This window comes from Pseudomonas sp. LABIM340 (genome assembly GCF_040017195.2).
Lineage (GTDB): Bacteria > Pseudomonadota > Gammaproteobacteria > Pseudomonadales > Pseudomonadaceae > Pseudomonas.
Genome location: NZ_CM200227.1, coordinates 1,135,072 through 1,150,050 on the forward strand (window position 1 = coordinate 1,135,072; position 14,979 = coordinate 1,150,050).

13 protein-coding genes are annotated in these 14,979 nt (G+C 66.1%); 8 read left to right on the top strand and 5 right to left on the bottom strand.

Annotation, left to right across the window (positions count from 1 at the left end; translation table 11 throughout):
• The first annotated feature begins 1 nt into the window (after position 1).
• Positions 2-817 carry a YfaP family protein gene (locus ABKS89_RS05470; protein WP_348588058.1) on the top strand — a complete coding sequence of 272 codons (816 nt, stop codon included), beginning with the start codon at positions 2-4 and terminating at the stop codon, positions 815-817.
• Positions 818-966: 149 nt separating this feature from the next.
• On the opposite strand, the gene ABKS89_RS05475 is transcribed toward ABKS89_RS05470, so the two are convergent.
• The 5 genes from ABKS89_RS05475 to gatC are packed head-to-tail and all read right to left on the bottom strand — an operon-like array spanning position 967 to position 5,023.
• Positions 967-1,356, bottom strand: a complete 390-nt coding sequence (locus ABKS89_RS05475; RefSeq protein ID WP_138212266.1) for a carboxymuconolactone decarboxylase family protein — start codon at positions 1,354-1,356, stop codon at positions 967-969.
• A gap of 10 nt (positions 1,357-1,366) precedes the next feature.
• Positions 1,367-1,750, bottom strand: a complete 384-nt coding sequence (locus tag ABKS89_RS05480; protein WP_081517440.1) for a septal ring lytic transglycosylase RlpA family protein — start codon at positions 1,748-1,750, stop codon at positions 1,367-1,369.
• Between the two features lie 54 nt (positions 1,751-1,804).
• Positions 1,805-3,250: an Asp-tRNA(Asn)/Glu-tRNA(Gln) amidotransferase subunit GatB gene (gene gatB, locus ABKS89_RS05485; protein ID WP_138212267.1), complete on the bottom strand. Its 1,446-nt coding sequence runs from the start codon at positions 3,248-3,250 to the stop codon at positions 1,805-1,807.
• Positions 3,251-3,261: 11 nt separating this feature from the next.
• Entirely contained in the window at positions 3,262-4,716 is a 1,455-nt protein-coding gene (gene gatA, locus ABKS89_RS05490) for an Asp-tRNA(Asn)/Glu-tRNA(Gln) amidotransferase subunit GatA (protein WP_138212268.1), read from the bottom strand.
• 19 nt (positions 4,717-4,735) lie between these two features.
• Positions 4,736-5,023, bottom strand: coding sequence for an Asp-tRNA(Asn)/Glu-tRNA(Gln) amidotransferase subunit GatC (gatC, locus tag ABKS89_RS05495; RefSeq protein WP_015475813.1), 288 nt, complete (start codon positions 5,021-5,023; stop codon positions 4,736-4,738).
• A gap of 239 nt (positions 5,024-5,262) precedes the next feature.
• Here gatC and mreB point away from each other — a divergent pair, with 239 nt between their 5' ends.
• The 7 genes from mreB to ABKS89_RS05530 all read left to right on the top strand — a co-directional run bounded on the left by mreB (position 5,263) and on the right by ABKS89_RS05530 (position 14,979).
• A complete protein-coding gene (mreB, locus tag ABKS89_RS05500) occupies positions 5,263-6,300 on the top strand; it encodes a rod shape-determining protein MreB (RefSeq protein ID WP_017518164.1) in 1,038 nt (345 codons plus the stop codon).
• 125 nt (positions 6,301-6,425) lie between these two features.
• Positions 6,426-7,448 carry a rod shape-determining protein MreC gene (mreC, locus tag ABKS89_RS05505; RefSeq protein ID WP_242015293.1) on the top strand — a complete coding sequence of 341 codons (1,023 nt, stop codon included), beginning with the start codon at positions 6,426-6,428 and terminating at the stop codon, positions 7,446-7,448.
• Positions 7,448-7,936 carry a rod shape-determining protein MreD gene (mreD, locus tag ABKS89_RS05510; protein ID WP_138212270.1) on the top strand — a complete coding sequence of 163 codons (489 nt, stop codon included), beginning with the start codon at positions 7,448-7,450 and terminating at the stop codon, positions 7,934-7,936. The genes mreC and mreD overlap by 1 nt, the downstream gene beginning before the upstream one ends.
• 60 nt (positions 7,937-7,996) lie before the next feature.
• The gene (locus ABKS89_RS05515; RefSeq protein WP_348588057.1) at positions 7,997-8,581 is read left to right on the top strand and encodes a Maf family protein; all 585 of its coding nucleotides are present in this window, start codon (positions 7,997-7,999) and stop codon (positions 8,579-8,581) included.
• A 47-nt stretch (positions 8,582-8,628) separates the two neighbouring features.
• Positions 8,629-10,086, top strand: a complete 1,458-nt coding sequence (gene rng / locus ABKS89_RS05520) for a ribonuclease G (protein ID WP_045209573.1) — start codon at positions 8,629-8,631, stop codon at positions 10,084-10,086.
• Positions 10,087-10,244: 158 nt separating this feature from the next.
• On the top strand, positions 10,245-14,063 hold the full coding sequence (locus tag ABKS89_RS05525; protein WP_348588056.1) for a YhdP family protein: 3,819 nt from the start codon (positions 10,245-10,247) through the stop codon (positions 14,061-14,063).
• Between the two features lie 67 nt (positions 14,064-14,130).
• Positions 14,131-14,979 (top strand): carbon-nitrogen hydrolase family protein, encoded by an 849-nt coding sequence (locus tag ABKS89_RS05530; protein ID WP_138212273.1) that lies wholly within the window; start codon positions 14,131-14,133, stop codon positions 14,977-14,979.

A 14,979-nucleotide genomic window follows, 5' to 3' on the forward strand; every position in this document is an offset into this window, starting at 1 on the left:
CATGAAACTCGCCCACGCGCTCCGCCTGTCCCTGCTCGCCAGCCTGATCCCGCTGGGTGCGCAGGCCGCCGAATCGCCGATCAGCCTGGATACTCCGCTGGGCGGCTGGCGCTCGGGCGACGGTGACAAGGCCGATTTCCGGCAGACGGTGAACTACCCGGCGTCCTCGGTGAACTCGCGGGAGGACCAGTCCGATACCGCGCGCATCCGCGGTGAAATCCGTGGCTTGCCCAAGGACAGCAAGGAGCCGGCGCGCCTGGTGGTCAACGGTGTGGCCATGCCGATGCGGGTCGAGAGCGACGGCAAGTTCGACCGGCCGTTCGCCTTCCCGGCGGGCTCCAATAGTGTCGAAGTCGTCAGCCCGGACGGCCAGCAGCGCAAGCGCGTGCAGTTCTACCACGGCGGCGGCGGTGGCGAGGTAGCGGCCAAGCTGCGGGTCATGCTGTCCTGGGACTCGGACAACACCGACCTCGACCTGCACCTGGTAACGCCCGATGGCGGGCACGTCTGGTACGGCAACCGCTCGCTGCCCAACGGCGCCGCCCAGGACGTCGACGTGACCACCGGCTACGGCCCGGAAATCATCGCCAGCCCGACTCCGCTCAAGGGTCAGTACCTGGTCTACGTGAACTACTACGGCGGTGGCTGGAGTTCCGATGACAGCTCCGGCGACGTGAATGCGGCCAAGCCGCTGACCACGGCGCAGGTGACCATAGTCACGGAGGAGGGGACGGTGAACGAGAAGCAGGAGTCCTTCCTGATCCCGATGCGCCAGCCGGGCGAACTGACCCTGGTGAAGCGGTTCAGTTACCCGTAGCAGCGAGAACCGTCGGCCCTGCCGACGGATCGCGGGCATGGCCCGCTCCTACAAATGGGCGCTGCGCTTCGGCGTTTCCCGGTTGCTGTGGTGCCAACCTGTAGGAGCGGGCCACGCCCGCGAACAGCGCCTATTGGCGCTGCTGACAATCAGACCTTCTGATCCGCCTGCCACGCGTCGATCACTTCCTGCGCCGCACGGAATGCATCGATAGCAGCTGGGACACCGGCATAAACCGCGCAATGCAGCAGCGCCTCGCGAATCTCCTCCACCGTGCAGCCGTTGTTCAGCGCGCCGCGCACGTGGCCTTTCAGCTCCTGCGGGCACTTGAGCGCGGTCAGCGCGGCCAGGGTGATCAGGCTGCGGGTCTTGAGCGGCAGGCCCTCGCGGTTCCAAACGCCGCCCCAGGCGTGCTCGTTGACGAAGTCCTGCAGTGGCTGGGTGAACTCGGTGGCGTTGCCCAGCGCGCGGTCGACGAAGGCGTCGCCCATTACTTCGCGGCGGACCTGCTCGCCGGCCTTGCGGTTGTCGTTGCTCATTCTGGCTCCTTCAGAGACCTTCCAGGCGCACCGGCGCGGTGCCGGAGCGCAGCATGTTGAGTTGTTCGGCGGCGGCCTTGGAGACATCGATGATCCGCCCACGGCCGAATGGTCCGCGGTCGTTGATGCGCACCACGACGCTGCGGCCGTTGTCGAGGTTGGTCACTCGCACCCGCGTGCCGAAGGGCAGGGTGCGATGCGCGGCGGTCAGGGCGTTCTGGTTGAAGCGCTCGCCGCTGGCAGTGCGCTTGCCGTGGTGCGCCTTGCCGTAATAGGACGCGGTGCCTTCGGCGCGGTAACCGCGTCCGGAGACTTCCGAGTCGCTGTCATATGACGTGGTGCTACAGCCGGCCAGCAGGGCCAGGCAACCGATGAGGGCCATGGGTCGCAGCATCGAACCTCCGGACGAAAAAACGCCGGGCAAGCCCGGCGTCGTTGAAGTGTGGGCTCAGCCTTCGAGCTTCTTCTTCAGCAGTTCGTTCACTTGTGCCGGGTTGGCCTTGCCCTTGGCGGCCTTCATGGCCTGGCCGACGAAGAAGCCGAACATCTTGCCGCGCTTGGCTTCGTCGCTGGCGCGGTACTGTTCGACCTGCTCGGCGTTGGCCGCCAGCACGTCGTCCAGCAGCTTCTCGACGGCGCCCGAATCGGTGTTCTGCACCAGGTCCTTGGCCTTGATGATCTCGTCTGGCGAGCCTTCACCTTCGGCCATGGCGGCGAACACGGTCTTGGCTGCCTTGCCGTTGATGGTGCCATCCTTCAGACGCAGGATCATGCCGCCCAGGTGCTCGGCGGAAACCGGCGACTGCTCGATTTCCAGACCGTCCTTGTTGAGCAGGCTGGACAGCTCGCCCATCACCCAGTTGGCCGCCAGCTTGGCGTCGGCGCAGATGGCCTGGACCTGTTCGAAGTAGTCGGCCATCTCGCGGCTGGCGGACAGCACGCTGGCGTCGTAGGCGGACAGGCCGTACTGGCTCTCGAAGCGCTCGCGCTTCTGGTCCGGCAACTCCGGCAGCTGGCCGCGCAGTTCTTCGAGGAAGGCGCGCTCGATCACCACCGGCAGCAGGTCCGGGCAGGGGAAGTAACGGTAGTCGTTGGCTTCTTCCTTGCTGCGCATGGAGCGCGTTTCGTCCTTGTTCGGGTCATACAGGCGGGTTTCCTGCACGACCTTGCCGCCGTCCTCGATCAACTCGATCTGGCGCTGCACTTCGTGGTTGATCGCCTTCTCGATGAAACGGAAGGAGTTCACGTTCTTGATCTCGGCGCGGGTACCGAACTCGGCCTGGCCCTTCGGCCGTACCGAGACGTTGCAGTCGCAACGCAGCGAGCCTTCAGCCATGTTGCCGTCGCAGATGCCCAGGTAGCGCACCATGGCATGGATCGCCTTGACGTAGGCGACGGCTTCCTTGGCGCTGCGGATATCCGGCTCGGAGACGATCTCCAGCAGCGGAGTACCGGCGCGGTTCAGGTCGATGCCGCTCATGCCGTGGAAGTCTTCGTGCAGGCTCTTGCCGGCGTCCTCTTCCAGGTGCGCGCGGGTGATGCCGACACGCTTGACGGTGCCGTCTTCCAGGGTGATGTCAAGAAAGCCCTTGCCAACGATGGGGTGGTCCATCTGGCTGGTCTGGTAGCCCTTGGGCAGGTCCGGGTAGAAGTAGTTCTTGCGCGCGAACACGTTGCGCTCGGCAATCTCGGCGTTGATCGCCAGGCCGAACTGGCAGGCCATGCGCACGGCTTCCTGGTTCAGCACCGGCAGGGTGCCGGGCATGGCCAGGTCGACCAGGCTGGCCTGGGTGTTCGGGGCGGCGCCGAAGGTGGTGGCGCTACCGGAGAAGATCTTCGATTGGGTGGAGAGCTGTGCGTGGATTTCCAGCCCGATCACGGTTTCCCATTGCATGTGTATCGTCCTCAGAATCCAGCCGGTGCTTGTTTGTGCCAGTCGCTGACCAGTTGGTACTGGTGCGCGACGTTGAGCAGGCGGCCTTCCTGGAAGTACGGCGCGAGCAACTGGACACCCACCGGCAGGCCGTCGACGAAGCCGGCCGGCATGGACAGGCCCGGAATGCCGGCGAGGTTGGCGGTGATGGTGTAGATGTCTTCCAGGTACTGGGCGACCGGGTCGTTGTTCTTCTCGCCCAGTTTCCAGGCCGGGTTCGGCGTGGTCGGGCCGAGGATTACGTCGACTTCGGCGAAGGCATTGGTGAAATCGTTCTTGATCAGGCGACGAATTTTCTGAGCCTTCAGGTAATACGCGTCGTAGTAACCGGCGGAAAGTGCGTAGGTGCCGACCATGATGCGGTTCTTCACCTCAGCGCCGAAACCTTCGGCGCGGGAGCGCTTGTACAGGTCCTGCAGGTCCTTCGGGTCTTCGCAGCGGTAGCCGTAGCGAACGCCATCGAAGCGCGACAGGTTGGAGCTGGCTTCTGCGGGCGCGATCACATAATAGGCAGGGATCGCGTGCTGCATGTTGGGCAGGGAGATCTCCTTGACCACCGCGCCGAGCTGCTTGAGCTGCTCGACCACCTTCATCACCGCGTCGGCGATACGGCTGTCCAGGCCGGCGCCGAAGTATTCCTTCGGCAGGCCGATGCGCAGGCCGGTCAGCGGCTTGGCCAGGGCGGCCAGGTAGTCGTCCACCGGCTGGTCGACGCAGGTGGAGTCCTTCGGATCGAAGCCGGCCATGGCGCCGAGCATCAGCGCGCAGTCCTCGGCAGTGCGGGCCAGCGGGCCACCCTGATCGAGGCTGGAGGCATAGGCGATCATGCCCCAGCGCGATACGCGGCCGTAGGTTGGCTTGATGCCGGTGAGGTTGGTCAGCGCCGCCGGCTGGCGGATCGAGCCGCCGGTGTCGGTGCCGGTGGCGGCCGGGATCAGGCGCGCGGCCACGGCGGCGGCGGAGCCACCGGAGGAACCGCCCGGTACGCGGGAGGTGTCCCAGGGGTTCTTCACCGGGCCGTAGTGGCTGGATTCGTTGGCTGAGCCCATGGCGAATTCGTCCATGTTCAGCTTGCCCAGGCTCACGGTGCCGGCGTCCGCCAGGCGCTCGACGACGGTGGCGTCGTAGGGCGAGACGAAGGCGTCGAGAATCTTCGAACCGCAGCTGGTGCGCACGCCCTGGGTGCAGAACAGGTCCTTGTGGGCGATCGGCGCGCCCAGAAGGGCACCGGTCTCGCCTTTGGCGCGCCGCTCGTCGGCCGCCTTGGCCTGGGCCAGAGCGTTCTCTTCGGTGACGGTGATGAAACTGTTCAGCTGCGGGTCGAGCTGCTGGATGCGCGCGAGCAGGGCAGTGGCCAGTTCCTGGGCGGAGAATTGCTTGTCGGCGAGTCCGCGGGCGACTTCGGCGAGGGTCAATTGATGCAGCATATGTCCGTGTCCTTCTCGCTTACTCGATGACTTTCGGGACGAGGTACAGGCCGTCTTCCACGGCCGGCGCGATGGCCTGATAGGCTTCGCGGCGGTTCTCCTCGGTGACGGCGTCGGCGCGCAGGCGCTGCGTGGCTTCCAGCGGGTGGGCCAGGGGCTCCACGCCGTCGGTGTCGACCGCCTGCATGGCGTCGATCAGGCCGAGGATGTTGTTGAGGGTGTCGGTGGTGCGCGAAATGTCGGCTTCCTCCAGGCCCAGGCGGGCGAGGTGGGCGATCTTTTCCACGTCGGAGCGTTCAAGCGCCATCGGGGTCTCCAGCTAGAGCGGCCCGGTTCGAACTGGACCTGGCCGGAAGGAATTGAGGGGGCAGGGAACAGAACCCGCGGCAGACGGTCGAAGGCCGCTGGGGTGGGCCTGCGGGCCCGAAAAACGAGGAATCTAGCATAAATTGCCGCCTTGCCCAAAACCCCCGTCATTGTTAGAGTTTGCCGCACTTTTTTACCCGCGCACTTTTCACCCACGCGCCACCTATGGGTTTCTTTCCAATGTTCAAAAAACTGCGTGGCATGTTCTCCAGTGATCTGTCGATCGACCTGGGCACTGCCAATACCCTTATTTATGTGCGCGAGCGCGGCATCGTCCTGAACGAACCGTCCGTGGTCGCCATTCGTAGCCACGGCAGCCAGAAGAGCGTGGTAGCGGTCGGTACCGAAGCCAAGCGCATGCTGGGCCGTACCCCGGGCAACATTGCCGCCATTCGTCCGATGAAGGACGGCGTGATCGCCGACTTCAGCGTCTGCGAGAAGATGCTGCAGTACTTCATCAACAAGGTTCACGAGAACAGCTTCCTGCAGCCCAGCCCGCGCGTGCTGATCTGCGTGCCGTGCAAGTCCACCCAGGTGGAACGCCGCGCCATCCGTGAATCGGCCCTGGGCGCTGGCGCCCGTGAGGTGTACCTGATCGAAGAACCGATGGCCGCAGCCATCGGCGCCGGCCTGCCGGTCGAAGAGGCCCGTGGTTCCATGGTCGTCGACATCGGCGGCGGCACCACCGAGATCGCCCTGATCTCCCTCAACGGCGTGGTCTATGCCGAATCCGTCCGCGTCGGCGGCGACCGCTTCGACGAAGCCATCGTCACCTACGTGCGCCGCAACTACGGCAGCCTGATCGGCGAATCCACCGCCGAGCGCATCAAGCAGGAAATCGGCACCGCCTTCCCGGGCGGCGAAGTCCGCGAAGTCGACGTCCGTGGCCGCAACCTGGCCGAAGGCGTACCGCGCAGCTTCACCCTGAATTCCAACGAAGTGCTCGAAGCGCTGCAGGAATCCCTGGCGACCATCGTCCAGGCGGTCAAGAGCGCCCTGGAACAATCCCCGCCGGAACTGGCTTCGGACATCGCCGAGCGCGGTCTGGTGCTGACCGGTGGCGGCGCGCTGCTGCGCGACCTGGACAAGCTGCTGGCCCAGGAAACCGGCCTGCCGGTGATCGTCGCCGAAGACCCGCTGACCTGCGTCGCCCGTGGCGGCGGCAAGGCGCTGGAAATGATGGACCGTCATTCGATGGACCTGCTGTCCACCGAGTAAGTTGGACGTGGAGGTTGGTTGACGTTTCGCCCGCGCTGGTGAAACTTCAACCGACCTTGCACAGCTAGGAGCCGGTCATCAAACCGATATTCTCCAAAGGGCCCTCGCTGGGCGCGCGCCTTCTGGTGCTCGCTGTCCTGTCGGTCGCCTTGATGGTGGTCGATGCCCGCTTCGATTATCTGAAACCGGTACGCAGCCAGATGGGCCTCGTGCTGAGTCCCTTCTATGGCATCGCCGACTTCCCCGTTCGTGCGTGGGAAGGCGTGCGCGACCAGTTCACCAGCCGCAGCGAGCTGCTGGCCGAGAACGAGCGCCTGAAGGCCGAGCAGTTGCTGATGCAGCGCCGCCTGCAGAAGCTGGCCACCCTCACCGAACAGAACGTACGCCTGCGTGAGCTGCTCAACTCCTCCGCTCTGGTCGACGACAAGGTGCTGGTGGGCGAGTTGATCGGCGTTGACCCGAACCCCTTCACCCAGCGCATCCTGATCGACAAGGGCGAGAAGGACGGTGTGTTCCAGGGCCAGCCGGTGCTCGATGCCAGCGGCCTGATGGGCCAGGTGGTCGAGGTCATGCCCTACACCGCGCGCGTGCTGCTGCTGACCGATACGACCCACAGCATTCCGGTGCAGGTGAACCGCAATGGCCTGCGCGCCATTGCCGTGGGCACCGGCAACCCGGAACGCCTGGAACTGCGTTACGTCGCCGATACCGCCGACATCAAGGAAGGCGACCTGCTGGTGAGCTCCGGCCTTGGCCAGCGTTTCCCGGCCGGCTATCCGGTGGCGGTGGTGAAGGAAGTGCTGCACGACACGGGCGGGCCTTTCGCCACCATCCGTGCCGTGCCGACCGCCAAGATGAACCGCAGCCGCTACGTGCTGCTGGTCTTCAGCGACAGCCGTACCCCCGAACAGCGCGCTACCGATGCAGCCGAAGCCCAGGCCGAGGCTGATCGCAAGGCCGCCGAGTCGGGCACTCCGGCTCAGCCTGCACCGGGCGCCCCGGCAGCCCAGCCGCATGACGGCACGCAGCCTGCTGCCCCTGCCGCTCCCTCTGCGCAGCCAGCCCACCCGGCCGGCACCAACGGTACGGCGCCTGCCGCGCCTGCCGGTGCCCCGGCATCGCACCCGGATGCAAGGACCCGTCACTGATGGCGGCGCAGGGCTCGAACAACGGCTGGGCCATCTGGCTCACCCTGCTGGCGGCGTTGCTGCTGTCGGTGGCGCCGATGCCCAGTTTCATGGAGATCGGCCGCCCGCTGTGGCTGGCGATGTTCCTTACCTACTGGGTGCTCTACCTGCCGCACAAGGTCGGCATGCTGACCGCCTGGGTGTTCGGCGTCGCCGAAGACGTGCTCTACGGCAGCCTGCTGGGGCAGAACGCCCTGATCCTCAGCCTGATCATCTGTCTGGTGCTGTCGCTGCATCAGCGCCTGCGCATGTTCCCCATCTGGCAGCAATGCTTGGTGTTGCTGGTGGTCTACGGTCTTGCCCAGCTGGTCCAGTTGTGGATCAGCGCCCTGACCGGCAACCGCCCGCCTACCCTGGTGTTCCTCCTGCCGGCTCTGGTCAGCGCCTTGCTCTGGCCCTGGGTCTACACACTGCTGCGGGCCCTGCGGCTGCGCCTGAACATCAACTGATCGCCCCCTTGCGGGGGAATCGCCGGGCCCGCGTTTCGCGGGCCCGCTTCGGAGTCTCTGATGGCCCAGCTGTACCTCGCCTCCAGTTCGCCGCGTCGCCGCGAGCTGCTCACCCAGATCGGCCTGCCGTTCCACATAGTGCCCGCGTCCATCGATGAAACGCCCGAGTCCGGCGAGTCGGCGCATGCCTATGTCGAGCGCCTGGCGCGCGGCAAGGCACTGGCCGGACTGAATTTCCTCGCCCAGCGCGCCGACGTCTGCGTGCTCGGCGCCGATACCGCCGTGGTGCTGGACGGCCGCATCCTCGGCAAGCCGGTGGACCGCGACGACGCCCTGGCCATGCTGCAGGCCCTGTCCGGCCGCGAGCACGAAGTTCTGACCGCCGTGGCAGTGGCTGACCGGGATCGCTGCGAGGCGCGCGTGGTCAGCAGTCGCGTGGCCTTCCGTGCGGTCTCCGCCGAGGAAGCCGAGCGCTATTGGGAAACCGGCGAACCCCAGGATAAAGCCGGTGGCTATGCTATCCAGGGGCTTGCGGCGGTGTTCGTCAGCCGCGTCGAGGGCAGCTACAGCGCCGTGGTCGGCCTGCCTCTTTGCGAAACCTCGGCATTGCTGGCTGACTTCTCCATCCCCAGCTGGCAGTCTTGATCGGAAAATAGCGCTGGCACGACTCCGGGCGCGATAAGGAAGGGCGCATGAGCGAAGAGATCCTGATCAATATCACGCCGATGGAATCGCGCGTGGCGGTGGTGGAGAACGGCGTCCTGCAGGAGGTCCACGTCGAGCGCACGCTGCGCCGCGGGATCGTCGGCAATATCTACAAGGGCAAGGTCGTGCGCGTGCTTCCCGGCATGCAGGCGGCCTTCGTCGACGTCGGCCTGGAGCGCGCGGCCTTCATCCACGCCGCGGAGATTTCCACCCGCGAGGGCAGCGCCGTGGAAAGCATCGGCGCGCTGGTCCACGAAGGGCAGAGCCTGGTGGTGCAGGTCACCAAGGACCCCATCGGCACCAAGGGCGCGCGCCTCACCACGCACCTGTCGATCCCCTCGCGCTACCTGGTCTACATGCCGCGCACCAGCCATGTCGGCATTTCCCTGAAGATCGAGGACGAACACGAGCGCGAGCGCCTCAAACAGGTGGTCGCCAAGTGCGTCGAGGCCGAGGGCATCGTCGAGCGCGGCGGTTTCATCCTGCGTACTGCTGCCGAGGGTGCGGGTGAAGACGAGATCCTCGCCGATATCCGCTACCTGCGCCGCCTGTGGGACCAGATCGACGCGCAGATCCAGACCGTCGGCGCGCCGACAATGATCTACGAAGACCTTTCCCTGGCCCTGCGCACCCTGCGCGACCTGGTGAATCCGCGCATCGAGAAGATCCGTGTCGATTCCCGGGAAAACTTCCAGAAGATCACGCAGTTCGTCGAAGAACTGATGCCGGAAATCGCCGACCGCCTGGAGCACTACCCGGGCGAGCGGCCGATCTTCGACCTCTACGGGGTCGAGGACGAGGTGCAGAAGGCGCTGGAGCGCAAGGTGCTGCTCAAGTCCGGCGGCTACCTGATCATCGACCCGACCGAGGCGATGACTACCATCGACGTGAACACCGGCGCCTTCGTCGGCCATCGCAACCTCGAAGAGACCATCTTCAAGACCAACCTCGAGGCGGCCACTGCCATCGCCCGCCAGCTGCGCCTGCGCAACCTGGGCGGGATCATCATCATCGACTTCATCGACATGGAAGACGAGGAGCACCGCCGCCAGGTCCTGCGGACCCTGGAGAAGCAGCTCGAGCGTGACCATGCCAAGACCAACATCATCGGCATCACCGAGCTGGGCCTGGTGCAGATGACCCGCAAGCGCACCCGCGAAAGCCTGGTGCAGGTGCTCTGCGAGCCCTGCCCGAGCTGCCAGGGGCGCGGCATGCTGAAGACTGCCGAAACCATCTGCTACGAGATATTCCGCGAGATTCTTCGCGAGGCTCGGGCCTACCAGGCCAATTCCTATCTGGTGCTGGCCAATCAGAAGGTGGTGGATCGCCTGCTCGACGAGGAGTCGGGTAATGTCGCGGACCTGGAGCTGTTCATCGGTCGCCCCATCAAGTTCCAGGTCGAGGCCATGTATTCCCAGGAGCAGTACGACGTGGTCCTGCTTTGAGCGGCGGATCGCACAGTCAGGGATTCCGGCAGGAGGCCGCCGTGCAATGGGGTTTTTTGGAGCTTTGCCTGACGCACACTGTCAGACCTGGTTCGACATTGCCTGGCTGGGAGGCCGCTCGATGATCCTTCGCTTCACTTCACAGGCAGCCGGCTGACATGGAGCGTGCCGGCCGCCTGTTCGCCACTTCCCTGCGCGTCATCCTGGGCCTCCTGGCGCTGGGGCTGGTGCTGCTCGCGCTGTACGTCAGCCTCGGCCGGCAACTGGTACCGCTGGTGGCAGAGTACCGCGATGACCTTGCGCAGAAGGCCAGCGAACAACTGGGCCTGCCGGTGGCCATCGGCGCGCTGGAGGGGCACTGGCATGCCTTCAGCCCGATCATCGTGGTGCGCGATATCCAACTGGGCGAGGGCAATGACTCCCTGCGTCTGGAACGGGTACGTCTGACTCCGGACATCCTCGGCAGCGTAATGGCGCGCCAGCCGCGCATCGACAGCCTGGAACTGGAAGGTCTGCACCTGACCCTGCGCGAAGACGAGGACGGCAAGTGGCACGCCGATGGCCTGCCCAGCCGTGGCGGCGACACCGATCCGCGCAAGCTCATCGACCTGCTGCTGACCCCGCGTCGCCTGTCGCTGATGGACAGCCAGCTGACCGTGCTGCCGCAGCAGGCCAGCCCGCTGTCGCTGACCTACGTCGGCATGACCCTGCGCAGCGGCAGCCGCCAGCGCCTGGAAGCACGCCTCAGCCTGCCCGGCGGCGAGCCGGTGGCGGCGCGCCTGGAAACCCGCCTGAACCGTGACGACTGGGCGAAGAGTTCGGCGCAGCTGTACCTCAGCCTGCCTCAAGCCGACTGGGCCAAGTGGCTGCCTGAGCGCCTCACCGGTGCCTGGAAGCTGTCCCAGGCCAGGGCCGGCGGCGAGTTCTGGGCGACCATCGACAAGGGCGTGCCGGTGTCGGCTGTGGCGCGCCTGAACGCGCCGAAGATCGACGCGGCGCTGGGCGATCGCAAACCGGTGAGCCTGAGTGACCTTGGCGTCAGTCTGTTCTTCCAGCGCAATGGCGACGATTTCGACCTGCGCGTCGCCGATCTGGCAGCGAACCTCGGCGAAACGCGCTGGGGCGAGGTGGAACTGGAGCTGACTCGTCGGATGAAGGGCGAGGAGCACTGGCAGTTGCGTGCCGACCGCCTCGACCTGACCCCGCTGGGGCCGACCATTACTGCACTGGCGCCGCTGCCGGACAAGGCCATCGAGTGGCTCGACGGCCTCAAGCCGCAGGGCGTGCTGCACAACGTCAACTTCGATTACTGGCCGCAGCGCGAGGGCTCCGAGCGCGTTGCCTATGCCACCAACCTGGAGAAGGTTGGCGTCAGCGCCTTCCATGACGTGCCCGCCGTGGCCAATGTCGATGGCACCCTGCGCGGCAACCTGGAAGGCGGCACGCTGGATGCCAACGCCCAGAACTTCATGCTTCACCTGGCAACCCTCTTCCCGGAGCCCTGGCACTACCGCACTGCGCACACGCGCATGTTCTTCAAGCTCAACGACGAGGCCTTCACCCTCGGCAGCCACCTGATGCGGGTGGAAGGCGAGGAGGGCACCATCGCCGGTGACATGCTGATCCGCCTGATGCGCGACCCGGCGCAGGAGGACTACATGGACCTGCGAGTCGGCATGAGCAATGGCGATGCGCGCTACACCGGCAAGTACCTGCCGACCGTCATCCCGCAGATGAGCAAGGACCTTGCCGCCTGGCTCAAGGGCTCGATCAAGAGCGGTCGCATCGAGCAGGGCTATTTCCTCTGGCAGGGCTCGCTGCAGAAGGGCTCGGCGCCCGAAGCCCACGCCATGACCCTGTATTTCAAGGTCCACGACGGCGTGCTCGACTACCAGCCCGGCTGGCCCGGCCTGAGCAAGGCCGAGGGCGAGGTGCGGGTCGAGGACACGGGCGTCAGCATCAACGCCAGCAGCGGGCAGATCCTCAACAGCCAGGTGCGCGATGTGTCGGTGGAGATTCCCCACTCGGACCCGGGCGAAGTTGCCCACCTGCACGTGAACGGCGACATCGACAGCAACCTCGTCGATGGCCTGAAGATTCTCCAGGACTCGCCGATCGGCGCGACCCATACCTTCGCCGGCTGGGAAGGCTCCGGTGACCTGAACGGCCACCTCAATCTCGACATTCCCCTGGCCAAGGGCGAGGCGAGCAAGGCGCGGGTGATAGTCGACTTCGACACTGACAAGGCGAAGTTGAAGATCGCCAAGCCCGAGCTGAACCTCGAACAGGTCAAGGGCAAGTTCCGCTACGACACCGACAGCGGCCTGAGCGGGCAGAACATCGCGGCCCAGGTGCTGGGCGCCCGCGTCACCGGCAGCATTCGCGCCGAAGGCCGCAACGGCGTACCGCGCACGCGGGTGCTGGTGGGCGGCCAGGTGCCGGTCAAGTCCCTGCTCGAGTGGGGCAAGGTGCAGAAGCAGTTGCCGGTCGACGGGAGCATTCCCTTCCAGCTCAACCTGCTGCTCGACGGCAAGGATAGCCAGTTGCAGGTCGCCTCGAACCTGCAAGGCGTCACCATCGACCTGCCGGCGCCGCTAGGAAAGGCCTCTCAGGAGACCCGCGAGAGCGAGTGGCGCATGACCCTGGACGGCGCCGAGCGGCGTTACTGGGCGACCTATGGCGACCGCGCCAGCCTGGCCTACGCCGCACCGGTGGATCAGCCGCTGGCTGGCCGCGGCGTGCTGCGCCTGGGGGGCGATCCGGCCGTGCTGCCCAACTGGAGCGGTGTGCAGGTGCGCGGCAAGATCGACGAGGTCGACGCCGACGCCTGGATGGCCGTTGCGAAGAAGTACTCCAACACCGGGGTGGAAGGCGCGGCTGGCCTGTTGCGCGGTGCGGACCTGCAGATCGGTCGCTTCAAGGGCTTCGGCCAGACCCTGGAAAACCTCACGCTGGACCTGGCGCGTGTCGACAGCAGCTGGCAGGTCGGGCTGGTCAGCTCACTGGTTTCCGGCAAGGTCACCCTGCCTGACAGCAAGGTGAAGCCGATCCAGATCGCCCTGGACCGCATCGACCTGCCCAAGGGCGAGGCCATCGATTCCGAGAAGGCGGTGGAGCAGCCGGACCCGCTGGCGAAGGTCGACCCGCGGACCCTGCCACCGATGGACGTGTCCATCCGCCAGGTGCTGAAGGCAGGCAAGCCAGTCGGCGCCTGGAGCTTCAACGTGCGGCCGACGCCAACAGGCGTGGGCTTCAACGACGTCAACCTGGACCTGCGTGGCCTGTCGGTGAAGGGCAACCTGCGCTGGGACGGCATGGAGTCCAGCGCCCGCAGTACCTTCCAGGGCCAGCTCGAAGGCAAGAACCTGGGTGATGTGCTCAAGGCCTGGGACTTCGCGCCCAGCGTGACCAGCGAGCGCTTCCGCGTGGACATCAACGGCAACTGGCCGGGCTCCCCGGCGGCGCTGAACCTGCGACGCTTCGGCGGCACCCTCGACGCCAGCCTGCGCAAGGGCCAGTTCGTCGAAGTAGAGGGCGGCGCCAATGCCCTGCGCGTATTCGGCCTGCTCAACTTCAACGCCATCAACCGCCGCCTGCGCCTGGACTTCTCCGACCTGCTCGGCAAGGGCCTGAGCTATGACCGCGTGAAGGGCGTACTCACCGCCACCGACGGCGTCTACTTCACCCGCGAACCGCTGCGCCTGGACGGCCCGTCGAGCAACCTAGAACTCAACGGCACCCTGGACCTGGCCCACGACGAGATCGACGCCAAGCTGCTGGTGACCTTGCCGGTGACCAACAACCTGCCGCTGGCGGCGCTGATCGTCGGCGCGCCGGCCATTGGTGGGGCGCTGTTCGTGGTGGACAAGCTGCTGGGCGACAAGGTCGCGCGCTTCGCTAGCGTTCAGTACAGCGTAAAGGGCCCGTGGCAGAGCCCCACCATCGCTTTCGAGAAGCCTTTCGAAAAGCCTCATTGAGCCCCTCAATCGAGCAGAAAGGTCGGGCTTCAGTTAGCATGAAACCCAGACACCGACGGAGCTCAGCATGTCCATTGCCGTCATCCAGATGGTCAGCCAGGACGATGTCCTGGCCAATCTCGCCGCCGCCCGTCGCCTGCTCGAGCAGGCCGCCGAGGGCGGCGCGCGCCTCGCCGTGCTGCCGGAGAACTTCGCCGCCATGGGCCGCCGCGATCTCGCGGAGATCGGCCGGGCCGAAGCGATGGGCGAAGGCCCAATCCTGCCCTGGTTGAAAAGCACCGCCCGCGACCTCAGGTTGTGGATAGTCGCCGGCACCCTTCCGCTGCCGCCCGAAGGCCAGTCGGACGCCAAGGCCAACGCCTGTTCGCTGCTGGTGGACGAGCGCGGCGAAGTGGCGGCGCGCTACGACAAGCTGCACCTGTTCGACGTGGACGTCGCTGACGCCCGTGGCCGCTATCGCGAGTCGGACGACTACGCCTTCGGTCAGCGCGTGGTGGTGGCGGATACGCCGGTTGGGCGTCTGGGAATGACGGTCTGCTACGACCTGCGCTTCCCCGAGCTCTACACGGCGCTGCGCGAGGCTGGCGCGGAACTGATCAGCGCCCCGGCGGCCTTCACCGCGGTGACCGGTGCGGCGCACTGGGAAATCCTCGTCCGCGCCCGCGCCATCGAGACCCAGTGCTACCTGCTGGCGGCCGGTCAGGGCGGTACCCACCCCAAAGGACGGGAAACCTGGGGCCAGTCGGCCATCGTCGATCCCTGGGGGCGTATCCTCGCCGAACAGGCCAAGGGCGAGGCCGTGCTGCTCGCCGAGCGCGACAGTGAGGAACAGGCGGCGGTCCGGCAGCGCATGCCGATTGCCCGGCACAGAAGATTTTTCCCGCCGGTCGAACCACGACCGGCGCGTACGGAGTGA